This window comes from Rhodococcus sp. NPDC078407 (assembly GCF_044542515.1).
GTDB lineage: Bacteria > Actinomycetota > Actinomycetes > Mycobacteriales > Mycobacteriaceae > Rhodococcoides.
Genome location: NZ_JBITUQ010000002.1, coordinates 80,383 through 101,995 on the forward strand (window position 1 = coordinate 80,383; position 21,613 = coordinate 101,995).

Here is a 21,613-nt window from a genome sequence, read left to right on the forward strand (position 1 = left end):
TGTCTAGTTTTGCACCGCACGCACACGTGACGCAGATCTCTGCGCGCTGCTGCACACCATTGGGGGGTATGTGTCGAACTTGAATCGTCGCTCGTTTCTGGGCGCAACCGCGCTCGCGGGGTTGGCCGCAGTATCGGGCGCGGGGGTGGCGCGAGCGGGCGGCCGGCGCACCCAGGTCCCGCTGACCCGCGAGGACCATCGCGTCGTGATCATCGGATCGGGGTTCGGCGGCGGTGTCGCGGCCTTGCGCCTGGCCGAAGCCGGGGTTCCCGTCCTGGTGCTCGAACGCGGAAGGCGTTGGAACACTGGGCCGAATGCGAACACGTTCCCTGACGCCACGTCGCCGGACAAACGTATGCTCTGGCACGGTTCGAGTCCCAACCTGTTCGGCAGGCCGGTTCCGTTCGATCCCTACGTCGGCTTGCTCGAGGCGGTAGCCGGAGACAACATGACTGCATTGTGCGCGGCCGGGGTCGGCGGCGGATCGCTGATCTACCAGGGAATGACACTGCAGCCGTCGCAGTCGGTGTTCGAGGAGCATTTCCCGATAGGACTCGACTGGCCCACCCTGAATCGCGTGCACTACCCACGCGTGGCGAAGATGTTGCAGCTCGAGCAAGCTCCCGACGAGCTGATCGCTACGCCCAATTATCAAGCGGCACGGGTGTTTGCGGCCAATGCGCGTCGAGCGGGTTTGCCGGTGTCGAAGATCCCGATGCCGATCGACTGGAACTTCGCCCTCGACGAGACGCGCGGGGTGATGGCACCCTCGTACACCGACGGCTCCGGGGCGTTCGGAGTCAACAACGGCGGCAAACATTCCGTGGATGTCACCTACATCGCCGCCGCGGAGGCGACGGGTATGGCCACGGTAGCGACGCAGCACGACGTCACGGGTATCGAGCGGGCCGGCGACGGCCGGTGGACGGTGTACGTCGACCGAATCGATTACGACGGAACGGTTCTGGAGAACAAGATCCTCACGACCGGTGCGCTGATCATGGCGGCCGGAAGTCTGAACACCACCAAACTGCTCGTCCGCGCCGGAGCGACCGGTGGCATTCCCGATCTCCCGAACGCGTTGGGGCAGGGCTGGGGTACCAATGCCGACCGGATCTATGTGTGGTCGAGCATCGAACAGCAATTCGGTGCACCCCAAGGGGGTCCGGTGGTGTTCGGCAGTCTGAACTGGGATGACCCGAACACCGCGCACACCGTCATTCAGGCATCGATACCACCGTTGTCGTTCGACGCCCACAGCACCATGCTGGTCGGTTACGGGGTCAGTCGTGGACGCGGTCACTTCGCCTACGACTCCGCGTCCGATCAGGCCCGGTTGCACTGGCCTGCCAACGGAGACAGCGTCATTCAGAACGGTTCCATCGATCCGACGGTGCGGCGCATTGCCGGTACGGGCAGCCTTCTCACCGACACCAACGAGGTATTCCCGTCCACGTGGCACGCATTGGGTGGGGCCAACATGGGTGCGGTGTGCGATCTCGACGGCCGCGTTCACGGCCAGCGCGGCCTGTACGTCCTCGACGGGGCACTCATGCCCGGCACCACAGCGGCGTGCAACCCATCCATGACCATCGCCGCACTGGCCGAGCGTGCATTGGACAACATCGTCGCCGGCGATGTCGGCACCGTCATCTGATCCCTCGAGAAGGAGACCAATGAGCTTGTATCGCACCATGATCGGCGTTGCTGTGACCGCCGTGCTGACGTCCTCGGCGGCCGTAGTCGGAGCCTCGGTAGCGCAGGCCGACCCCGTGGACGACTTCTACGTCCCACCGGCGCAGATCGTCGACGACCCCGGCACCGTGTTGCGGACGCAGCCGATGTCCTTGTTCACGGCGCTGCCAGGGACGGACGGTATCTACCCCGTTGAGTCGCAGCGGGTGCTGTATACCTCAAGGACGCAGGATGATACGCCGGTAGGTGTGTCGGGCACGTTCATCGAAACCTCGAATCCATGGCGCGGGGCCGGCCCACGGCCGACCATCGTCGTCGCACCCGGAACCGTGGGTCAGGCCGATCAGTGCGCGCCCTCTCGTGCGTTCCCGACGTCGGTCAATGCGGTGACGCAGCCGTTGTCGATTTCCGCGAATCAGGAGGCGTTGTCCTCCACATTGTGGGGATCGATGGGTGCGAACGTCTTCGTCACCGACTACATCGGATTGGGCACGCCCGGCGTGCACACCTACGTCAACAGGGTCGAGCAGGCTCATGCCGTTCTCGACGGTGCTCGCGCCGCGAACGAACTACTCGGTGATGCGGATGCGCCGATCGGTATCTGGGGCTATTCCCAGGGCGGCGGAGCGGCGGCCGCGGCAGCCGAACTCGCCTCGGAGTACGCGCCGGGTCTGAATGTGAAGGGCACGTGGGCCGGAGCGCCCACGGCGGATCTGCTCGAGGTACTGAAGACCGTCGATGGGACGCTGATCGGGGGAGTGATCGGATACGCCCTCAACGGTTTCGTGGAGCGCGACCCGAGTTTGCTGGCGCTTGTCGAAGAGCGACTCACCGATCACGGCAAGGCGGTGCTGAACGATCTCTCGACGCAGTGCATCGCCGACACCATCCTGAAGTACCCGTTCCTACGCACCGAATCGTTGACCGCGGACGGTAAGTCGATGCTCGAGAATCTGGGAACCATCCCGCAGGCCGGCCCCATCCTCGATGCCCAGCGGATCGGGCGCAGCACCCCGAACGCGCCGGTGATGATCACCAGCGGGTTGAACGATGACACCGTCCCGTACGGCCAGGCCCGGCAGTTGGCTCAGGATTGGTGTGGTCGAGGTGCCACGGTCGAGTTCCGAACCAATCCGTTGCCACCGATTCTGCAGGGTGCGGTGTTGCCCAACCACTTCGGTCCGCAACTGGTCGACGGTTACGGCGGCTCAGCTGCGGCGTTCCTGATGGACCGGTTCGCCGACGTGCCCATTGCACCGTGTTCGCTCGACTGAAGCGCAACGCGAGGGCGTAATTCCACCCCGCTGTAGTGCCACCCCGCTGCAGGGCTACCGAGTCGGTTGCCCTGCAGCGGCGTGAATCAGGTCAGCCGAGCAGTCGCTGCATGGTGTCGATCTCCTGTTGCTGAGTGTCGACGATGGTGCGAGCCATCTCCACGGCGTCGGGATCGGTTCCCTCCGCAATTTCGGTCTCGGCCATCTCGATCGCGCCGGTGTGGTGGTCGATCATCATCGTCAACCACTGTCGATCGAACTCCGGTCCCGACGACGCCATCAGCGCGTCCATGTCCTGCTCGGTCATCATGCCGCTGCCCGAGCTGTGGTCCATTCCGCCCATCTGTCCCATATCGGCCGAGGGTGCAGGCTGACCCCAGTCGGCCAGCCATGCCGTCATCCGGTCCATTTCGGGCTGTTGTGCGGCTGCGATCGCGGATGCCAGCGCGAGCACATCCGGATTCTCGGTGCGGCCGTTCGCCATATCGGCCATCTCGACTGCTTGGGCGTGATGCGGATACATCATCTGCGCGAACATCACATCGGCATCGTTGAACTGTTCCGACGAGCTCGTCTGATCCGACGCAGCCGACGTCGAGGACATCGAGCCCATCGAGTGGCCGTCCATCGACGAATCGGTCGAGTTGTCGCTGCAGCCGACGACGAGAATCGCGCTCGCGGCAGCAGCGGCAAGTGAAGCAACAACGTGGGTACGCATGTGGAAACTCCTTGCAAGAGTGCTGAATAACAGTGGAGTGGATGTCTTCGATCCGCCGACAGGCATGCGCCGGTCGGGCTCCCTGTCACACTCGCAAGGTCACCGATCTGTCCAACTCCCACAACGTCCACGGCGGCGCGCGCTCGAGCGTGGAGTCGGCGCTTCCGACGGTGCGGTCCACCGGGGGTGCCGCCAGGTCGATGGCTGCGCTCGTCGCGGGGACCGACAGCGCCGGCCACGACACCGTGGTGCCCACACAGGGATGCATCATCTGATGGCCCGAGGGGCAGTCGTGTTCCCCTGCCATCAACGGAACAGCGTCGTCCATGTGAGATGCCATCGAGGCATGGCCGCCGCTCACGGACGTCGACATCGGTGTCACCGAATGCATCAACAGCACACCGAACAACGTCAGTGCGATCAGCAGACCTGTCGCCGGAGCTGTGCCCCGTCGACCACGCCACTGTGCTGAGTGCATGCCATCGACGATAGCAAGAGATACCCCTAGGGGGTACAACGAATGTCGGCGCGGCTGCACGTATTACTCCACTCGACGCCCCGGCTGCGGGGATTCCGCAACTCGGGGTCCGGAGTGGAGCACGGCGTGCATCGCCCAGGACGTTAAGTGCCGCTCAACCGTGGGTATGGGGCATAAAACACACGGCACCACCGAGAAAGGGAGACGGACCGATGGCCGACGACAAGAGTGACATCAAGGCAGAGTTCGATGACCTCGTCAACATGACGGCGAAAGAACTCGAAGAATTTCTCGACACCGACGCCTCGAAGGACGTGGGGCAGAAGAAGGATGGCAAGGAGTCGACGGGCCACGAGAGCGGCCGCCGCATCGTCGAGATCTTGAAGACCAAGAAGGCGGATCTGTCCGACGACGACTACGAGCACATGCACAAGGTCGTCGGCTACTGCAAACGACACCTCGCGCAGCAGCCCGACGGGGACGTCACCGACACGAAATGGCGCTACTCGCTGATGAACTGGGGCCACGACCCGAAGAAGAAATAGGCGCACGCGTGGGCTTCGGCTACAAGTGGGGCGTGATGAAGAGTCGGCATCGAGTTCGTTTCGTCGGGGCTGGTATCGAGTAGGCCCCGCAAGTATTGCTCCACTCGACGGGTACGCCGCGAGGGACCAGCGTCATGGACCCGCGAGTGGAGCAATACTTGCGTGAGACCGCGTCTCTCACGATTGCGGGTTGTGTTCCTCCCGCAGCTTTCGACCCTGCTCGACGGCCTGTGCGTCCTTCTCGTCGTTCTTGTCCGAGACCCGGGTGTCCCGCGGCGGCAGTTGCAGTCGTTTCTCGGCGACGATTCCGGCTTGCAGTTGACGACCACGTTCGAGTTCGGAGTCCAGCTCGGCCCCGAACAGCAAGGCCAGGTTGGTGATCCAGAGCCAGAGCAGGAACACGATGGCTCCGGCGAGTGAGCCGTAGGTCTTGTTGTAGCTCGAGAAGTTCGCGACGTAGAACCCGAAGGCAACGGTGGCCAGAATCCAGACGATGATGCCGACCGCGGCACCGGAGCTGATCCACTTGAACTTGGGCTGCTGCACATTGGGAGTCGCGTAGTACAGGATCGCGACGGCGAGAATCACCACGATAAGGACGAACGGCCAGCGCGCGATGTTCCAGATCGTCAGCGCGGTATCCCCCAGTCCGACGGCGTCGCCCACAGCCTGAGCCACCGGGCCGCTGATGGCGAGCATCACGGCGGCGAGAGCAATCAGCACGAGAGCAACGAGCGTGACCAGAAGCATCACTGGACGCAGCTTCCAGATCGGACGTCCCTCGTCCACCTCGTACATGCGGTTCATCGCACGGCCGAAGGCACCGACGTATCCGGAGGCAGACCACAGTGCGCCTGCGATACCGATGATCAACGCAAAGCCGGCGGTGGGGGCCTGAACCAGTTGCTCGATGGTCGGACGCAACGTGTCGACCGCGGACTGCGGGCCGAGGTCGCCGACAACCTGCAGCACGCCGTCGACCGTCGACTGTCCTTGTCCGAACACCCCGAGCAGCGACACGATGGCCAGGATCGCCGGAAACAGCGACAGCACTGCGTAGTAGGTCAACGCGGCGGCCAGGTCGGTGCACTGATCACGAGAGAATTCGCGTGCGGTCTTCTTCAGCACGTAAATCCACGACGGCTTGGTCAAATCTGCAGGTGAGTCGGCTTTCCTCGGATCGTCGGGATCGGCTTCGGTGGGTGCGGGATCGGTCGCGTGATCTGACATGAAGATCCGCATACCCGGGCATGGAGGGTGAAAACAACAGGAATCACCACTCGCGCACCGGGTACCCGTCATGGGTGATGAGCGAAATCGAGTACTCGAATGACGACGTCGCACTGGATCTCCGGTGGTGGGCGGCGGCCAACTATTTGACCGTCGCGCAGATCTACCTGCAGGAGAACACGCTGCTGCGGCGGCCGCTGACCGTCGACGACATCAAGCCTCGGCTTCTGGGCCACTGGGGCACGAGCCCGTGCCTATCGATGATCTACACACTGCTCAACCGTCACATTCGACGTACCGACTCGGACTGGCTCTATGTCACCGGCCCCGGCCACGGTGGCCCGGCGCTCGTGGCGTCGACGTATCTCGAAGGCACGTACTCCGAGATCTATCCACACGTGTCGAGGGACGCCGAGGGTGTTCGACGCCTCTGCCGGCAGTTCTCGACGCCCGGCGGCATCCCCAGTCACGTCAGCGTGCAGACACCCGGCAGCATCCACGAGGGCGGAGAGCTGGGCTACGCCTTGGTGCACGCCGGCGGTGCTGCATTCGACCGGCCCGATCTGACGGTCGCCTGCGTGATCGGCGACGGCGAAGCCGAGACCGGCCCGCTCGCGGGTTCGTGGAAGTTACCTGCCTTTCTCGACGCACGCAGAGACGGTGCCGTCCTTCCGATCCTCAACCTGAACGAGGCCAAGATCTCGGGCCCGACGGTGATGGGCCGCACCAGCGATGACGATCTGGTCGATTTCCTTCGTAGTCAGGGGTGGGAACCGGTGGTCGTGTCCGGTGACGATCCCGAGGCCGTGTTTCCCGCGATGAACCGAGCTATCAGTGAGTCGCACAACACTATTCGAGACATACAACGGTCGGCACGGTCCGGCGACGATCGGCACGTCGCGCGCTGGCCGGCCATCGTCGTGCGAACTCCGAAGGGCTGGACCGGACCGCACACGGTCGACGGCCAGCGCGTCGAGGGTACGTTTCGTGCACACCAGGTGCCGTTGTCCGGGGTTCGCAGCAATGCCGATCATCGTGCTCAGCTCGAACAGTGGCTTCGGTCGTACGATCCCGCCACTCTGTTCGACGAATCGGGTGCGCTGGCAGCCGATATCGCAGGGCTTTCCCCCGATGGCGACAAGCGGATGGGTTCGACGCCGTACGCGAACGGCGGCAGAGTGCGCGTGCCGCTGCGCATTCCGGCGTTGCAGACCTACGAGGTACCCATCGAATCGCCCGGCGGGGACTTCTACCCGACCACCCGGGTGTTCGGCGAGCTGATGCGCGATATCTACCGCGACAACAAACGCGCCGACGGCGGCGGTGACTTCCGCCTGTTCTGCCCGGACGAGACGGCCAGCAACAAGCTCGATGCGGTGTTCGAGGAGACGGACCGTTGTTGGCAATTGCCGACGTCCGAGTTCGACGATCACCTCTCGCCGGACGGCCGAGTCATGGAGGTGCTCAGCGAGCATCTGTGCGAAGGATGGCTCGAGGGTTACGTTCTGGCCGGCGGGCACGGGGTGTTCGCCAGTTACGAGGCGTTCGCGATGGTGAGCGTGTCGATGATGATTCAGCACGTCAAGTGGTTGCAGCACGCCGCGGAGTTGCCGTGGCGGGAGTCGGTGTCTTCCCTGAACGTCCTGCTCACCAGCACGTGTTGGCGCAACGACCACAACGGATTCAGTCATCAGGGCCCGGGCATGATCGACGCCGTCACCCCACTCGCACCCGATGTCGTACGGGTGTGGCTGCCGCCGGATGCCAACACGCTGTTGTCCATTGCCGACCATTGCCTGCGCAGCACCGACCACGTCAACCTCATCGTCGTGGACAAGCAACCGCATCTGCAGTACCTCACGCTCGAGCAGGCGAACGAGCATTGCGCCGCCGGGGCGTCGATCTGGGATTGGGCCGGCACCGAGAACGATTCGGCAGGTGCGCCGGACGAGCCGGACATCGTTCTGGCGTCCGCCGGTGATGTTCCGACGCAGGAGATTCTCGCTGCCGCCCAGCTGTTGCGTGAGTGGGTTCCGTTCCTGCGCGTGCGGTTGGTCAACGTGGTGGACCTGATGGCGCTGCTGACTCCAGATCAGCATCCGCACGGATTCACCGAGAACAAGTTCGTCGAGTTGTTCACTGCCGAAACACATGTCGTGTTCGCCTTCCACGGCTATCCCCGGGCCGTCCACGAACTGCTACACGGCCGGACGCACGCGGATCGCTTCCACGTTCGCGGCTTCAACGAACAGGGCACTACCACAACGCCGTTCGACATGGTGGTGCTGAACAAGATGAGTCGCTATCACCTGATGCTCGAAGCACTGAGGCGGTCGCGTCGGGTACCGGAGAAGGGCGACGAGCTGACCGAGTACTGCAACTCCCAACTGAGCAAACATGCCGAGTACGTTGTCGAGCATTTCGAGGACATGCCCGAGGTGGCCGACTGGACGTACTCGAGGGAAGGGTGAGAGCTATGCGCATCGTCGTTGTCGGCGCAACCGGAAACGTGGGAACAGCATTCCTGCGGACGCTCGCGCGTGACCGCCCGGGGGATTCGATCCTGGCCATCGCCCGGCGGCCTCCGGATCTGAATCCGCATGCAGAGCAGGTCGATTGGGTGCCCTTGGACGTGACATCGGACAGTGCGTCGTACGAGTTGCGCGCGCTGTTTCGCGGAGCGGACGCCGTGGTCCACCTCGCCATCGCGTTTCAACCGATGCGAGATCGAGAGTATCTGCGGGCGGTGAACGTCGACGCCGTGAGAACGGTCGCCCGGGTTTGCGCCGAGGCGAAGGTGCCGCATCTGGTGCACATGTCTTCCGGTGGTGTCTATGCGCCCGGTTCCTACGGTGTCGAGGTCGACGAATCCTGGCCACGGACGGGAGTGTCGTCGTCGACGTACAGCATGGACAAGGCCGCTGCCGAGAATGTGCTCGACGAGTTCGAGAACGCGCACCCCGACGTGGCGGTGGCTCGCATCCGGCCTGGGCTGATCGGGCAGTACGAGTTCGGGAGCGCCCTGTTGCGATACGCGTTGCCCGATATCGTGCCCTCAGGGATGGTCGATCATCTGCCGATCCTGCCCATCGACAAGTCGTTCGCCGTCCCGGCGGTGCACAGTGACGACGTCGCCGATGCGCTTGTGCGCGTTATCGATCGACGTGCAACCGGGCCGTTCAATCTGGGTGGTCCGACACCCGTGCGGGCCGAGGACGTGGCCGAAGCGTTCGAGTCTCGTATTCTTCCGGTCCCGCACCGGTTGCTGTCCATAGCGGCTCGCGTGGGTTTCGACACCCGACTGTCGGCCGTGCATCAAGGTTGGGTCGATCTCGCGTTCGCCACTCCGATGCTCGACACCGGCAGAGCACGACGAGAGCTGGACTGGAGCCCGCGAATGGACGGTCCCGATGTCGCCCGGGAGGTCATCGGCGGTATGCGCGACGACGCGGGAGCTGACAGCGGTGTCCTTCGATCGCGCACCGCGAAAGATCGGCTCCAGGCATTCGGCCGTCGGGGATTCATTTCCAATGCCAAGCGGCCGTGAACCTTTCAGTTCGACATCGGGTGCAGCTGACCGCGGTGAGCGCGGTCAGCTGCACCCGATTCGGCTTACTGCGTGCGCGACTCAGCCCCGTGTGACGTCCGCGGCCTCGTTCTGCTCTGCCCCGGTCGATCGTCTGGACCAGTAGCCGGCCAGCAGTGACCCGGACACGTTGTGCCACACGGAGAAGATTGCCGCGGGAAGGGCTGCGGCAGGGGAGAAGTGGACCGATGCCAGTGCCGCTGCCAAGCCGGAATTTTGCATTCCCACTTCGATGCTGATGGCGCGGCGGCTGGCGACGTCGAGCCCGCATGCCCGGCCGATGCCGTATCCGACGGCGAGTCCGAGCGCGTTGTGCAGCACGACGGCAACGACGATGAGAATGCCGATGGACAGCAACGTCGGCGCGCTGGCGGCCACCACGAGGACGACGACAGCGGTGATGCCGGCGACGGAGACGAGCGGCAGGGCGTCGAGCATGCGGTCGATGATCTTCGGAAACAGCAGTCGCAGAACAACTCCCAAGACCACGGGTACCAGCACGATCTGCAGAATCGAGACGAACAGCCCACCTGCATCGACCGGCAGGTATTTCCCGGCGAGCCACAGCACCAACAGTGGGGTGAAGATCGGGGCGAGCAAAGTGGACACCGACGTCATCGCGACCGACAATGCGGTGTCACCTTTGGCGAGGTACACCATGACATTCGACGCCGTGCCTCCCGGTGCGGAGCCGACCAGGACCATGCCGGCGGTGAGCGCAGCGGACTGGCCGAGCAGGTTGGCAATGCCGAGTCCGAGTAGTGGCATCGCGATGAACTGTGCGGCAACGCCGAGCAACAGTGCCCATGGTCGTCGGGCCACCACCGCGAAGTCGGAGAGCCGCAACGTCATTCCCATGCCGAGCATGATGATCGACAAGAGCCACGGCACGGCCGCGGTGCCGCCGCTGAACGTGTCGGGCGTGATCAGGGCCAGAGCTCCGGCAGCTACGACGATCACGGCGAACCACTTGCCGGTGAACTCGCTGACGGCCTTCAGCGTGGGCATTACGGATCTCCTGAGGGATAGTACGAGCAGCCCGACGAGTCTAATCAGTCGTCGAAGTCGAAATCCGTGGTTCGGTTGACGATGTCGTGGGCGATCGACGAGATCGATGTGGACCGTGCGTATGCGTGTGCGCGCAGAGACGCGGCGGCGTCGTTGATCGGCACCGACAGTCGCGTCGAGAGCATTCCGATGGCGACGTTGATGTCGCCGCGGGCCATGCGATAGTTCCCTGCAGGCGGTCCCGGCGACGGTGTTCGGCTCGGTCCCAGGGGAACGAGCTCGCTCAGGATCACGGGTCCGAGCGCTGTCGCGATGGCGCGCGCGGCTTCGACCTGAGTCAGGCTGTACGGGCCGGGGGTCCGGCGGTGCAGTTCGAGCACGCCGACCGCTGCTCCGTGCGCGGTGATCGGCACTGCCATCAAGGAGTGTGCGCCGAGCTCGGCGACCACGTCGGAAGCGAACGTCGGCCAACGGTGTGTGCCGGCGGGGTCGGTGAGGTCGGGTATCGCGATGGTCGTATCGGTGTTGAATGCGTCCAAGCACGGGCCCTCGCCCACCGTGAACTGCAGTTCGTCGATGCGCACCGCGTCGGAGTCGGTGGCGTACAGCAGATCTCGGGCGACTGCGCCGTCGACGAGCAGGCTCACGGCCCCACCGTCGACTCCGGCCACATCCACAGCGGCACGGGTCAGCGCTGCAGTGGCGGGAAATTCCTCGGGATCGGTCGAAACCCTGAGCGGATCGATGTCATCGGCCACGGACGGCTCCTCGGGTTCGAGGGGCAGCACACCTCGTCAACGCTTCTCTCCTGGCTTGTTGCTGATGGATTGGATCAACGTGGTTGCTATGTCGGCGACCTTGATGTTGCGGCTCTGGGATTGTTCGGAGAGAAACGCGAAGGCTTCGTCGGGGTCGACGCCGCGCATTGCCATGATGATGCCCTTGGCCTGTTCGATCTGGGCACGCGTTTTCATCGCGGTCAGTAGTCCGTCGACTTCCTCTTCCGCGGATTGGGCCCTGCGGGAGACGAACACTGCAGTTTCGATCGACCTGATGAACAGCCCCAACAGAGCTTCGTCGATGTTGTTGAAGCCATGCGGGTCGAAACTATAAATGTTCAGAGCCCCGAGATGCTTGTCGTCGACGATCAGCGGGGCCGAGAGGTAGCTCTGGACGCCGATATCGGACACGTTCTTGGCGAACCGCGGCCAGCGATGTTCGACCCCGCTGACCAGCACACGGACCATCTGTTGGGTTCGCGCAGACTCCAGGCAGGGGCCCTCGTTGCTTCGATATTGGTCTGCGTCGACGTCGTTGACACGGGGATCGGTCGAGGCCACCGTCTGCGGCAGGTCCCCATCCTCGTCGACGAGGGTGATTCCGGCCAGGTCCGCATTGGTCAGAGCCTCGACTACTTCGATGGTCATGGCCTGCAGGATGACGGACAGATCCAACCGCGCAAGCAATTTCGATCTCAAGTTCTCGAGTGACTGTGCGTAATTCGACACGTCGGCCGAGACATTGTCGGCATCGGAGGCCGAGGCGGACGCACTGCCGCTGCCCCGGTCCAACGGTTCGGTATTCATAGGGCATCACTCACTTCCAGAGGCCGATGCCACTCAGGTGGTGACACAAGCAAGGAGCGGCGCGGGCTTCACCGACCCGTCGAATTTACCCCACACGGCAGCGTCGGCGCAGTGTCAGGGTTGGGAACATTCCCTGCAAGTGATAGAACAAGACCGATCAGCCTTGTTCTGGCAGACTCGACGGCAATGCGCGGTGTGCGAGCCGCTCCCGGCCGATCGAAGGACGACGAACACATGACGTCACCGTGAAGAAGTTCTCGACGGTGGCTCTACTGCTCCTGCTGGGGGCGGCCGGGACGTTCAACGGACTGTCGTTGACCACCGACCCGACCGGCCGATCCCTTGGCTTGAATGTCGACATGCTTCCCGCGTGGCACACCTGGGACTACCGCATCTCGGGGTTGTTCGTGCTGATCTTCCTCGGACTGGCACCGTTGATCTGCGTGGCTGCTGTGCTCGTCGACGCCTCGGACGCTGCGGTGTACGTCGCGTGCGTGGGGCTGGTGACCATCGGGTGGGTGGTGTGGCAGATTCTCGTCCTCGACATCCACGCCCCACTCGGCCAAATCCCCCTCGCCCTGTTGGGTGGCGCGTTGGTCATCCTCGCCGCTGGCGAATTTTTCAGCCGCGCTCGTGATCGCGACCGGCTTTAGTCGACGTCCGATCGCCGCACCCTGACGACCGTCACCGCGGCCAGGATCAACCCGGCGAGCGTGATGAAGTCGGACTCGGTCAACCCTCTGTCTGCGTCGACCACGTACAACACTGCACCCTCGATGGGGGCGTTGAAGAACAGCCACAGAACCGAGGCAACGGACAGCGATGCGGCTGCGGGCCATGACGGCTTGGCCAAGCACCATGCTGCGGAGGCGAACACTGCGTTCATCAGAACGAGTGCGTGAAACGGATCGGTTGTGGGCACCGACCCATCATGGTCGACCGCAGAGAGCAACCGTGAATAGGTGAGGTGCACCTCCTTACCTATTCATTACCCGACCTGAAGGGTTGCTTTGGCGAGGAGAAGGGTAGACGGTGCACAGCTCTGCGGTTGAGACCACAGCCAGGAGTCAGTAGCGACGGTTCGGGGACTGATCGGTGCGGACGCTTGCAGGCTGGAGAATCGCGATGCGGTCCAGTCTGCAAGTGTGTCGGCTCTGGCATATGTGGGCCCGGACCTGAGGGTTCAGAACCGCGTCGAATGTGCGGGATGCCGCGTATGGAGAGCGATAGTGAACCGTGAGGTGCGCTGGCCTAACCGCCCCCGGGGCTGAGCAACCTCACACCCCTGCTGCAGGGTGCGCCCTCTCTATGAGTTGAACTCGGGAGCGCGGTCGGGAAAAAGGGTGTGAGGTCCCGAACCCTTCAGCAGAACCTACGAACCCCGCACCACGTCGTATGCCGGCTTCGCGGTGAAGTCCGAGCGCAGCAGTCCGTAGTTCTGCTCCGAGTCGGCGGGGTTGGTGCCGGAGTCACGCAGCGAGTGCACGAACACCGGGCCCACGTACGGTAGCGATGACGCCTTGGCCAGGCTCGAGCCGATGATCGCGGCCTGTGCATCCTCGGTGACGGCCATCGGACCGTTGCCGGTGGGCGCGCCGAGTTCGGTGATCCAGATCTTCTTGCCGCCGTCGCCGTTGGCTGCCATCGTGCCGTAGGCCTGATCCACCTGTGCCCATTGGCCATTGGGGTCGTTCTCGACGGTGAAGGGGAACGTGTACGGATGCAGGGCGACGGCGTCCATGAATCCGCCTGCTCCTGCTGCGTACATCTGCTGCAGGAAGGTCACCGGTGCGACGGTCCACGCTCCGACGTTCATGGTGGTGGCCAACCCGGCACTGAGTACGGTGGCTCCGGGGTCGGCGTTATGTATCGCGGGGTAGGCGGCGCGCAGCATGTTCGTGTATCGGACGGCGTCGACGGGTGCGAAGAAGGTGGGGATGTTGGGCTCGTTCCACACCTCGTAGCTGTCGACGCGATTCCCGAGGTGCGCCGCGGCTGCACCGGCGAATGCTCCGAAAGCATTGGGATCCAACGGAACTGCACCAGGCAGGGGTGATGCAATACCACCCTGGGCCCAGCCGGGGGTTCCGCCCAACACGGCCAGAACCGAATACCCCTGTGCCGTCGCGGCATTGATCACGCGATCGGTGTTGCCCCAGTCGAACACTCCCGGCGCTGTTTCGATGGCCGCCCAGTTCACGACCACTCGAACCCACGATGCACCGATTTCGCGTCCGGCCCCGAGTTCGTTGTCGAGAGTCGCGTCGTCGAGGGTCAGGAACGGCGCGCCGCCCGTGAACCCCAGGTCGGCAGGTGCTGCATGCGCGACGGGTGAGCTGAGGCCGACAGTGATCGCAGCAGCCGCCGCGACGGTGAGCAGACGTGCGCGCAGGGTCATGGCGGTCATCCTAAGGTGCGGGTCAGCGGAGCGCTGATCAGTGACTCCACGGTGGAGTGGGGGATGCGATCGTGCCAACGTGCGGTATTGAGTTCGTAGATGCGCTCGCCCGCTTTGACGGCGGCGGTGCGGTCGAGCAGGTAGCGACGGCATTCCGCGACGAACTGCTCTTTGTCGTCGAAGGTGGGCAGCTCGAAAATCGAGTCGAGTGATCCGACGGCCGCCGAGGTTCCGACGACGGGTAGGCCCTTGCTCGCTGCGTCGAGAATCTTCACTCTGACGCCGCCGCCGGTGGCGACCGGTGCGATCAGAGCTCGGCAGGTGCCGAGGAATTCCTGCAGGTCGTCGACGAAGCCGAGGTCGCGAACGCCGGCCGGGTATACGGGATCCTTGGCACCCGGGGCCTTCGCGCCGATGATGCAGAGTTCGGCACCGTCGATGCCCGCGGAGATGGCCGGCCAGTACTCCAACGCGATCTTGAAGGCTTCCTGGTTCGGCGGCCAGTCGCGAGTGCCCATGAACACCAAACGTTTCGCGGTGGCAGACAGATCGAGTTGCGGCGCAGGTTCGAGGGTCAGGTCTATCCAGCGGGCGTCACGCACGCCCTTGTCGCGGTACATCTGCGCCTCGTCGGCATCGTAGGTTCCGACGGCATCTGCTGCGCGGGCGACGCGAATCTCGTCGCGCAGGATGCGGGGGGCCTCGACGCGGCCGATCGACCCACGAGTCACCTTCCACACCTGGGATTCGGTGTTGACGGTGTTGATCGCGAAGGGTGATCCGAACTTGGCCGACCGCAGGAACGACTCGGCCATGTAACTGTGTTCGGCCACATACACATCCGAGGTGGATGCGTCGATGGCGTCGCGCAAGGCATCGACGTCGTAGCGGCCGTGCACAACCGAGCGGGTCGGCCGCAGGGACTTCATCAGCAATCCCAGATCCACCTTGGGCTTGGGAACGCGAACGACGTCCGGAGCCACGTCGGTCTCCTTGGACAGGCAGATCAAGCGCACCTCGAAGGCCCCGCGGGCCAGCTGCATCATCAGGCGAGACAGGGCGATGTCACCGCCGTGTTCGGTGACGGGGTCCTTGGACAGCAGGAATGTCGCTCTTCTCATTGCGTCACTTCTTCTTTCACCGGATCGCGATACAAGGCGCGCATGAACCACACGAGGAGCACGGCGTCGGTGATCACCGACGCCGCGGCGGCACCGACGGCACCGAAGGGGAAGAGGCACAACACCAGAACCATCTTCAGCGGCGCGAGCGTCGCGGCCGCCATGACCCGCGTGCGGTCCCGATGCTGGAGGTAGAGCACGGTGGTGAACACGTGGTTCATCACCCGCATCACCACGAACAGCGACATCACCACCAACGCTCCCGCAACCTGCGGGGATGCCGGCGTGAAGAACAGAACGAGTCCGGCGGCCAGCAGCAGAGATCCGGCAGCAGAGCCGAGAATCGCAGTGTGCTTCAAGGCCGGGCCGGCACTGACCAATCCGTCTGCTGCGCGGAGCTTTTCGTGGAAGGTGTTGCCGAAGGCCTGGCCGATGAAGGCCACGGCCCAGGCGGTCACTGCGGCGACGGAGTAGTAGCCGGCAATCGTGGAGTCGGTGAGGAAGCCGAGTAGCAGCACGTCGCCCTGGATGTAGACCGCGTTGGCGAGGTTCTCCGAGAACAACATCGACATCTCTCGCCACGATCCGGGGACGCGCGGGCGTGCTACCCGAGTCTGCAGTGCGGCCAGCACTGCGATGACGAAATACGGCGCGGCATAGAGCAGGCTGGCCACCGTCAGCGACGGGTCGGGAGCGGCGAACAGGTACGCCGTTGCGAGTGCGATGGAGGTCGCTTGCCGCGTCGTGTCCAGACGCTGGGTCAGATCGGGACGGCCGTCGCGCAAGGCCCTGCTCTTGTAGGCATTGAACACCAGCTCGCCGCCGCCGATGACGAGAGCGAACCAGGCGATGTAGTTCACTTGCATTAGACACAGTCCAACGGCGATCAGTACTGCACCGGTCAGCACCCGAGTAGTGCGCTCGCCCAGAAACTCTCGTTCGGAAACGCGAATCGAGCGCACGGTGAACGGATGATCCAGTGGCGCTGCGACAATAGCGGCGAGCGCGAAGGCCATCGCGTACTGGCCGTAATCGGAGATCCCCAGCTTGGCGATCAGCGCGACGGTCCACAGCAGCCCGATGCCGCGGCCGCCATAGGTCCACAGCGCTGCAACCCCTGCTTTCAGAAGATTCCCGTTCACTTGGACCACACAGCCACGAAGCTCTCGGCCACCGAGTGCGGAGCGTTGGCGCGGCGCAGCGCCTCCACTTCTCGGCGGAGTCGGGTCAGCGCTGCCCGATCGGTGACGAGGCGGGCGGTGGCGTCGGCGATCTCGTCGGTTCCGCCGGCGACGACCAGTGCACCGCCGTCGGTTTCGGACAGCGCACCTTCTTCGAGGCAAACCACGGGAGTTTGGTAGGCGATGGCGCGGCTCACCGATCCGGAGGCGGGGAACGCATCGCCGTAGATCGATCGCTTCCCGTAGGGCACGACGAGTGCGCGAATGGAGGCGAAGAATGCGTCCTCGTCCGGCCCGTTCACCTCGCCGAGGATCTCCACTCCGTCGATGGGATCGAGCTGTTCGGTTCCGCGGCCGGCGATGCGAATGGCGATCCCGCTGGGCAGGCGATCGCGCAACTGCTGGAGCTGATCGAATCCCTTGCCGCGATAGACGAATCCGAACATGCCGACGGCCAGCGGGCGGTCTTCGGCCGGAGTGATGTCGGGGCGTTCGGGGACGAAGTGCATCACTGCTTCGGCCGTCACGGCGGGGTAGCTGCGTTCGAGGGAGTGGGCACCGGAGCGGGTGAGTGCGAACAGGGTTCGGCTTCCCACCACGCTGCGCTCGAGTCGACGCCACGCCGCCCGCAGTGGGTAGTGCAGGCCGTGATTGAGTATTTTCTTGTCGGCCAAAAACTTGGTGCGGGCAGGCCACCAGACGATGCCGGGCGGGTCGTGCACGGTCGCGGTCACCATCGGGTCGCCGGTCAGACGAGCGGTTGCCCAGAACGGCATCACCGATCCGCCGCTGAGTTCGCTGTGCACGATGACCCGTCCAGGGTCGGCATCGACGAGCTCTTGAAGTGCTCTGCGGTGCCTCAAGATATCGCGCACGGAATGCGAACCCGGCCCGTCGTGTCGGTATTCGATGACCTCACCGAAGTGAGGACGCACGGCGTCGGCGAAATCGTCGGCATAGTCGCCCACCCCGCCCACTCCGGATCGAGGGGCGAGGTAGACGAGTCGGCAGTCGCGCAAGATCATCAGTAGAACAGCGGCCGGTACTTCGGGCGGTAGGCGAGCGCCTCGGGATCCCGCATGGCGCGGACCTTGGCGGGCACTCCGGCGACCACTTCGAGTTCGCCGACATCTCCGCGCACCATCGAGCAACCGCCGACCACCGCACCGCGGCCCAGGGTCACGCCGCTCAGAAGGGTGCTGCGACTGGCGATCCACACGTAGTCGCCGATGACACAGGGTTCGAGGATGGGGGTGAATTCCGGCGAGTTGTGATCGTGGTACCCGCCGATGATGTGGGTGTCGCTGGCGATGACGACGTTGCTGCCGATGGTGATGCCACCGCGGGCGTCGAGCATGCAGCGAAACCCGATAGAGCACGCGTCGCCGATGGTGAGGCCCTCGGGATCGAGGATGGTGGTGCCGCGGAAGATCGAGACGTCCTTGCCGATGGTCGCTCCGAACGCGCGCAGGAAGTTCTGCCGAATCCAGTGTGACGGAATGAACGTCACGATCATGTTGAACCCGAGCGTGCCGACGCGATTGCGCAGCTTCCGCTTGAACGTGATGTCCTGCATCTTGTAGTTGGACACGTCGTAGATCTCGCCCACAGGCCGTTCCACCGCTGTCATGCTGCCATCTCCTCGGTCATGTCGAATTCGACCATCGCCCTGACGATTTGATCGAAGTCCTTGGTCGGTGCCCAGCCCAACAGATTTCGGGCTTTGGCGGCGTCGCCCACCATCCTGGCCGAGTCGGCGGGTCTGAGCATCTCGGAATCGCTCCGCACATGGTCGCGCCAGTTGTCGATCCCCACTGCCTCGAACGCGGCGGCGACGAAGTCCGCCACGCTGTGTGCCTCGCCGGTGGCGACGACGAAATCGTCGCCTTTGCCGTAGTCGGCCATCGCCGCCATAGCGTCCACGTAGTCCGGTGCCCAACCCCAGTCGCGTACCGAGGAAAGGTTGCCCAGTTCGAGGGTGTCGAGGGTGCCGCGGGAGATAGCGGCGGCGGCCTTGGTGATCTTGCGGGTCACGAAGCTGTCGGGTCGACGCGGAGATTCGTGATTGAACAGGATGGCGTTGGTCGCTTCGAGACCGCGGGACCGATAGACCTCGACCATGTTGTGGCTCAGCGCTTTCGAAGCCCCGTACGGAGATGTGGGTGCTACTCGAGTGTCCTCGTTCTGCATCGATACTCCGGAGCCCGCGAAGATCTCGGCACTGGAAGCATTGACCACCATGATGCGTCTGCCCGACGCCTCCTGCTGGGTGAAGCACGCGTCCAGCAGTGCGGCCGCCGACACTCCGTTGACCCGAGTGGTGAGCACCGGATCGTTCCACGACCGCCACACCGACGAGATGCCTGCCAGGTGAAAGACGTAGTCGGGCTCGATGTCCTGAATCAGAACCCGCGTAGCCCCGTGTTCGCTGAGTTCGATGTCGTGTTGTTCCACAAAAGGGTTCACCGTGCCGTCGTTGCCACCGGGCTTGGCCACACCGTGGACGGCCCAACCGCGTTCGAGCAACAGTTCGGCGAGATAGCTACCATCCTGGCCTGCCACCCCGGTGATCAGCGCGGTGGGGCGCCGCCCGGTATTCACGCGATTTTGACCGTGTCGGGCGACTGTTCCGCGAGGTCGTTCTGGACCATCATCGCAACCAGTTCGGGGAAAGCAACTTTCGGCTTCCAACCCAGTGCTGCGTGGGCCTTGGCGGAGTCACCGACGAGGAGGTCGACCTCGGCCGGGCGGAAGAAGCGCGGGTCGATCTTGACGTAGCGCTCCCAGTCGTCGATGTCGACGGCAGCGAATGCATGGTCCAGCAGTTCTCGAATGGAATGAGTCTCCCCCGTGGAGATCACGTAGTCGTCGGCCTCGTCCTGCTGCAGCATCAGGTACATGGCCTCGACGTAGTCTCCGGCGAAGCCCCAGTCGCGTTTGGCGTCGAGGTTGCCCAGGGACAGCTCGCTCTGCAATCCGAGGGCGATGCGGGCGACGGCCTGGGATACCTTGCGGGTGACGAATTCAGGCCCGCGACGGGGGGATTCGTGGTTGAACAGAATTCCCGAGCTCGCGTGCATGCCGTAGGACTCGCGGTAGTTGATGGTCATGTAGTGCCCGTAGACCTTGGCAACGCCGTACGGCGAGCGGGGCCACAGCAAAGTCTCTTCGCGCTGCGGTACCTGCTGAACCTTGCCGAACATCTCGGAGCTCGACGCCTGGTAGAACCGCACCTGCTTGCCCGATACCTGCTCGTAGAGCCGGGTGGACTCGAGCATGTTGAGCACGCCGCCGCCGGTGACGTCGGTGGTCAGGCGTGCGTTCTCCCACGAGTACGCAACGAAGGAGACGGCTCCCAGGTTGTAGACCTCGTCGGGATCGGCGACGGCGAAAGCGCGCATCAAGGCCGACAGATCGAGCAGGTCACCGTGCAGTACCTCGACCTGAGGCAGTACCTGCTCGAGCATCGCGGCCTTCGGATTGTTCTGTCCACGGAGGAGTCCGAAGACTTTGTATCCCTTGCTCAGTAGCAGCTCGGCGAGGTAGAGGCCGTCCTGGCCGGTGATGCCGGTGATCAGTGCGCGTTTCGTCGTCATGCTGACGCCCTCTCCATGGTTTCGGTGTACATCTCGGATACAGCAGCGTGCATCTCTGCGGAGAAGCGTTCTTCGTTGAATTGTTCGACGTGCGCTTGGATCTTCAACGGTTGCCAGGGGATTCGTTCGAGTTCCGTGATCGCCTTCCGAATCGAATCCGGTTGCGGCTGATCGAAGTACACACCGGACACGCCCTCGTCGACGGTGTCGAGGAAGCCGCCCCAGCGCAGCACCGCGCTGGGCTTACCGTGGAAGCCCGCTTCGATGGGGGTCAGTCCGTAATCTTCATAGCTGGCGGCGATCAAACCGTTACAGCCCTGGTAGAGCCAGGTCATCTGGCCCGACGTCAGATCGCTGAGCATGAGTACGTTGTCGGACTTGATCTTTCGCAACCGGTCTGCCTCGGGACCGCGGCCGACGACGATCAGCTTGCGGTCGGTGCCGGCGAAAGCGGCGATGACCTGGTCGACGTTCTTGTACGGCAGCAGGCGGGAGATGCACAGGTAGTAGCCTGATCCGGTCTGCCATCCGGCCGCCTCGGGGATTGGCTCGGGCTGTGCCGTCTCGACGGTGAACGGGGCGGGTACCACCGTCGACCCGATCCCGTAGGCGTCGGTGATGCGTTGCTGCACTACCGTCGAGATGGCGAGATACCGGTCGGCCGATAGAGCCGCTCGCTGGTCCCACATGCGCAGCGGTGCCGAAAGTGCCTTCAAAGCAGCACGTTTGAGAGGGCTACGTGACTCGCCCAGATACATCTGCGATTCGTACAGCCAACGCGCCGGCGAATAGCAGTAGACGAGTTTGCGGCCGGAAGTGTGGAAGCCGTGCGCCCAGCCGCTGGTGCTCGTGAGCACCACGTCCGCGTCGATCTCGATGGACGAGGATGCGAACGGCAGCAGTGGAAGTGCCGCTCGGTGATTCTTACGCAGAAACCCGATTCGGTTCAACGTCGACGGACGTACATCGAGGTCGGCGAATTCGGGAAACGTCGTCGAAGGCTCGAACAGCGTGGTGTAGATCGGTGCGTCGGGGAAAGCTCGAGCCATGGCCAGCACGACCTTCTCGGCTCCACCGCGTTGAGTCAGGTAGTCGTGGGCAATGGCAACGTGAAGTCCAGGTCGATCGGTCATGCGTCCACCTGGCAGTATCGGATCGAATCAAATTGTGGCACAGCGATATTGGTACGCATCTTCT

General features: G+C 63.9%; 21 protein-coding genes. 6 read left to right on the forward strand and 15 right to left on the reverse strand.

Going from position 1 to position 21,613, the window contains the following annotated elements:
- Positions 1 to 70: 70 nt before the first annotated feature.
- Together ACIGGF_RS02790 and ACIGGF_RS02795 are read left to right on the forward strand one after the other, a co-directional pair.
- The gene (locus ACIGGF_RS02790) at positions 71 to 1,657 is read left to right on the forward strand and encodes a GMC oxidoreductase (RefSeq protein ID WP_397519925.1); all 1,587 of its coding nucleotides are present in this window, start codon (positions 71 to 73) and stop codon (positions 1,655 to 1,657) included.
- Positions 1,658 to 1,676: 19 nt separating this feature from the next.
- Positions 1,677 to 2,969, forward strand: a complete 1,293-nt coding sequence (locus ACIGGF_RS02795; protein WP_397519926.1) for a lipase family protein — start codon at positions 1,677 to 1,679, stop codon at positions 2,967 to 2,969.
- 91 nt (positions 2,970 to 3,060) lie between these two features.
- On the opposite strand, the gene ACIGGF_RS02800 is transcribed toward ACIGGF_RS02795, so the two are convergent.
- Complete coding sequence (locus ACIGGF_RS02800; RefSeq protein WP_397519927.1) at positions 3,061 to 3,687, reverse strand: DUF305 domain-containing protein; 627 nt, start codon at positions 3,685 to 3,687, stop codon at positions 3,061 to 3,063.
- A gap of 85 nt (positions 3,688 to 3,772) precedes the next feature.
- A complete protein-coding gene (locus tag ACIGGF_RS02805; RefSeq protein ID WP_397519928.1) occupies positions 3,773 to 4,165 on the reverse strand; it encodes a DUF6153 family protein in 393 nt (130 codons plus the stop codon).
- Between the two features lie 212 nt (positions 4,166 to 4,377).
- Here ACIGGF_RS02805 and ACIGGF_RS02810 point away from each other — a divergent pair, with 212 nt between their 5' ends.
- Complete coding sequence (locus ACIGGF_RS02810) at positions 4,378 to 4,710, forward strand: DUF3140 domain-containing protein (protein ID WP_397519929.1); 333 nt, start codon at positions 4,378 to 4,380, stop codon at positions 4,708 to 4,710.
- Between the two features lie 177 nt (positions 4,711 to 4,887).
- On the opposite strand, the gene ACIGGF_RS02815 is transcribed toward ACIGGF_RS02810, so the two are convergent.
- Positions 4,888 to 5,940: a YihY/virulence factor BrkB family protein gene (locus ACIGGF_RS02815; RefSeq protein WP_397519930.1), complete on the reverse strand. Its 1,053-nt coding sequence runs from the start codon at positions 5,938 to 5,940 to the stop codon at positions 4,888 to 4,890.
- A 77-nt stretch (positions 5,941 to 6,017) separates the two neighbouring features.
- Here ACIGGF_RS02815 and ACIGGF_RS02820 point away from each other — a divergent pair, with 77 nt between their 5' ends.
- Both ACIGGF_RS02820 and ACIGGF_RS02825 read left to right on the forward strand, forming a co-directional pair.
- The gene (locus ACIGGF_RS02820; RefSeq protein WP_397519931.1) at positions 6,018 to 8,411 is read left to right on the forward strand and encodes a phosphoketolase; all 2,394 of its coding nucleotides are present in this window, start codon (positions 6,018 to 6,020) and stop codon (positions 8,409 to 8,411) included.
- 5 nt (positions 8,412 to 8,416) lie between these two features.
- Positions 8,417 to 9,487, forward strand: a complete 1,071-nt coding sequence (locus ACIGGF_RS02825) for an NAD-dependent epimerase/dehydratase family protein (protein ID WP_397519932.1) — start codon at positions 8,417 to 8,419, stop codon at positions 9,485 to 9,487.
- Positions 9,488 to 9,568: 81 nt separating this feature from the next.
- On the opposite strand, the gene ACIGGF_RS02830 is transcribed toward ACIGGF_RS02825, so the two are convergent.
- The 3 genes from ACIGGF_RS02830 to ACIGGF_RS02840 are packed head-to-tail and all read right to left on the reverse strand — an operon-like array spanning position 9,569 to position 12,120.
- The gene (locus ACIGGF_RS02830) at positions 9,569 to 10,534 is read right to left on the reverse strand and encodes a bile acid:sodium symporter family protein (RefSeq protein WP_397519933.1); all 966 of its coding nucleotides are present in this window, start codon (positions 10,532 to 10,534) and stop codon (positions 9,569 to 9,571) included.
- Positions 10,535 to 10,578: 44 nt separating this feature from the next.
- Positions 10,579 to 11,292: a GAF and ANTAR domain-containing protein gene (locus ACIGGF_RS02835; protein WP_397519934.1), complete on the reverse strand. Its 714-nt coding sequence runs from the start codon at positions 11,290 to 11,292 to the stop codon at positions 10,579 to 10,581.
- Between the two features lie 36 nt (positions 11,293 to 11,328).
- Positions 11,329 to 12,120, reverse strand: a complete 792-nt coding sequence (locus tag ACIGGF_RS02840) for an ANTAR domain-containing response regulator (protein WP_397519935.1) — start codon at positions 12,118 to 12,120, stop codon at positions 11,329 to 11,331.
- A gap of 245 nt (positions 12,121 to 12,365) precedes the next feature.
- Between ACIGGF_RS02840 and ACIGGF_RS02845 the strand changes: the two genes are divergently transcribed.
- Positions 12,366 to 12,773, forward strand: coding sequence for a hypothetical protein (locus ACIGGF_RS02845; protein WP_397519936.1), 408 nt, complete (start codon positions 12,366 to 12,368; stop codon positions 12,771 to 12,773).
- Here the strand turns inward: ACIGGF_RS02845 and ACIGGF_RS02850 are convergent.
- The 9 genes from ACIGGF_RS02850 to ACIGGF_RS02890 all read right to left on the reverse strand — a co-directional run bounded on the left by ACIGGF_RS02850 (position 12,770) and on the right by ACIGGF_RS02890 (position 21,549).
- Positions 12,770 to 13,042 carry a hypothetical protein gene (locus ACIGGF_RS02850; protein ID WP_397519937.1) on the reverse strand — a complete coding sequence of 91 codons (273 nt, stop codon included), beginning with the start codon at positions 13,040 to 13,042 and terminating at the stop codon, positions 12,770 to 12,772. The genes ACIGGF_RS02845 and ACIGGF_RS02850 overlap by 4 nt on opposite strands.
- A 450-nt stretch (positions 13,043 to 13,492) precedes the next feature.
- A complete protein-coding gene (locus tag ACIGGF_RS02855) occupies positions 13,493 to 14,518 on the reverse strand; it encodes a hypothetical protein (protein WP_397519938.1) in 1,026 nt (341 codons plus the stop codon).
- 5 nt (positions 14,519 to 14,523) lie between these two features.
- Positions 14,524 to 15,639: a glycosyltransferase gene (locus ACIGGF_RS02860; protein ID WP_397519939.1), complete on the reverse strand. Its 1,116-nt coding sequence runs from the start codon at positions 15,637 to 15,639 to the stop codon at positions 14,524 to 14,526.
- Positions 15,636 to 16,781 carry a polysaccharide biosynthesis C-terminal domain-containing protein gene (locus tag ACIGGF_RS02865; RefSeq protein ID WP_397519940.1) on the reverse strand — a complete coding sequence of 382 codons (1,146 nt, stop codon included), beginning with the start codon at positions 16,779 to 16,781 and terminating at the stop codon, positions 15,636 to 15,638. Before ACIGGF_RS02865 ends, ACIGGF_RS02860 begins: the two co-directional genes overlap by 4 nt.
- On the reverse strand, positions 16,778 to 17,845 hold the full coding sequence (locus tag ACIGGF_RS02870; RefSeq protein WP_397519941.1) for a glycosyltransferase: 1,068 nt from the start codon (positions 17,843 to 17,845) through the stop codon (positions 16,778 to 16,780). Before ACIGGF_RS02870 ends, ACIGGF_RS02865 begins: the two co-directional genes overlap by 4 nt.
- Complete coding sequence (locus tag ACIGGF_RS02875) at positions 17,845 to 18,450, reverse strand: acyltransferase (protein WP_397519942.1); 606 nt, start codon at positions 18,448 to 18,450, stop codon at positions 17,845 to 17,847. The genes ACIGGF_RS02870 and ACIGGF_RS02875 overlap by 1 nt, the downstream gene beginning before the upstream one ends.
- Positions 18,447 to 19,421 carry a GDP-mannose 4,6-dehydratase gene (locus ACIGGF_RS02880; protein WP_397519943.1) on the reverse strand — a complete coding sequence of 325 codons (975 nt, stop codon included), beginning with the start codon at positions 19,419 to 19,421 and terminating at the stop codon, positions 18,447 to 18,449. The genes ACIGGF_RS02875 and ACIGGF_RS02880 overlap by 4 nt, the downstream gene beginning before the upstream one ends.
- Positions 19,418 to 20,416 (reverse strand): GDP-mannose 4,6-dehydratase, encoded by a 999-nt coding sequence (locus ACIGGF_RS02885; RefSeq protein WP_397519944.1) that lies wholly within the window; start codon positions 20,414 to 20,416, stop codon positions 19,418 to 19,420. The genes ACIGGF_RS02880 and ACIGGF_RS02885 overlap by 4 nt, the downstream gene beginning before the upstream one ends.
- On the reverse strand, positions 20,413 to 21,549 hold the full coding sequence (locus ACIGGF_RS02890) for a glycosyltransferase (RefSeq protein WP_397519945.1): 1,137 nt from the start codon (positions 21,547 to 21,549) through the stop codon (positions 20,413 to 20,415). The genes ACIGGF_RS02885 and ACIGGF_RS02890 overlap by 4 nt, the downstream gene beginning before the upstream one ends.
- Positions 21,550 to 21,613: the final 64 nt, after the last annotated feature.

Coding starts and splice junctions, on each gene's coding strand:
- ACIGGF_RS02795 (WP_397519926.1), top strand. CDS start 1,677: ATGAGCTTGTATCGCACCATGATCGGCGTTGCTGTGACCGCCGTGCTG.
- ACIGGF_RS02800 (WP_397519927.1), bottom strand. CDS start 3,687: ATGCGTACCCACGTTGTTGCTTCACTTGCCGCTGCTGCCGCGAGCGCG.
- ACIGGF_RS02805 (WP_397519928.1), bottom strand. CDS start 4,165: ATGCACTCAGCACAGTGGCGTGGTCGACGGGGCACAGCTCCGGCGACA.
- ACIGGF_RS02810 (WP_397519929.1), top strand. CDS start 4,378: ATGGCCGACGACAAGAGTGACATCAAGGCAGAGTTCGATGACCTCGTC.
- ACIGGF_RS02815 (WP_397519930.1), bottom strand. CDS start 5,940: ATGTCAGATCACGCGACCGATCCCGCACCCACCGAAGCCGATCCCGAC.
- ACIGGF_RS02820 (WP_397519931.1), top strand. CDS start 6,018: ATGAGCGAAATCGAGTACTCGAATGACGACGTCGCACTGGATCTCCGG.
- ACIGGF_RS02825 (WP_397519932.1), top strand. CDS start 8,417: ATGCGCATCGTCGTTGTCGGCGCAACCGGAAACGTGGGAACAGCATTC.
- ACIGGF_RS02830 (WP_397519933.1), bottom strand. CDS start 10,534: ATGCCCACGCTGAAGGCCGTCAGCGAGTTCACCGGCAAGTGGTTCGCC.
- ACIGGF_RS02840 (WP_397519935.1), bottom strand. CDS start 12,120: ATGAATACCGAACCGTTGGACCGGGGCAGCGGCAGTGCGTCCGCCTCG.
- ACIGGF_RS02855 (WP_397519938.1), bottom strand. CDS start 14,518: ATGACCCTGCGCGCACGTCTGCTCACCGTCGCGGCGGCTGCTGCGATC.
- ACIGGF_RS02860 (WP_397519939.1), bottom strand. CDS start 15,639: ATGAGAAGAGCGACATTCCTGCTGTCCAAGGACCCCGTCACCGAACAC.
- ACIGGF_RS02870 (WP_397519941.1), bottom strand. CDS start 17,845: ATGATCTTGCGCGACTGCCGACTCGTCTACCTCGCCCCTCGATCCGGA.
- ACIGGF_RS02875 (WP_397519942.1), bottom strand. CDS start 18,450: ATGACAGCGGTGGAACGGCCTGTGGGCGAGATCTACGACGTGTCCAAC.
- ACIGGF_RS02885 (WP_397519944.1), bottom strand. CDS start 20,416: ATGACGACGAAACGCGCACTGATCACCGGCATCACCGGCCAGGACGGC.
- ACIGGF_RS02890 (WP_397519945.1), bottom strand. CDS start 21,549: ATGACCGATCGACCTGGACTTCACGTTGCCATTGCCCACGACTACCTG.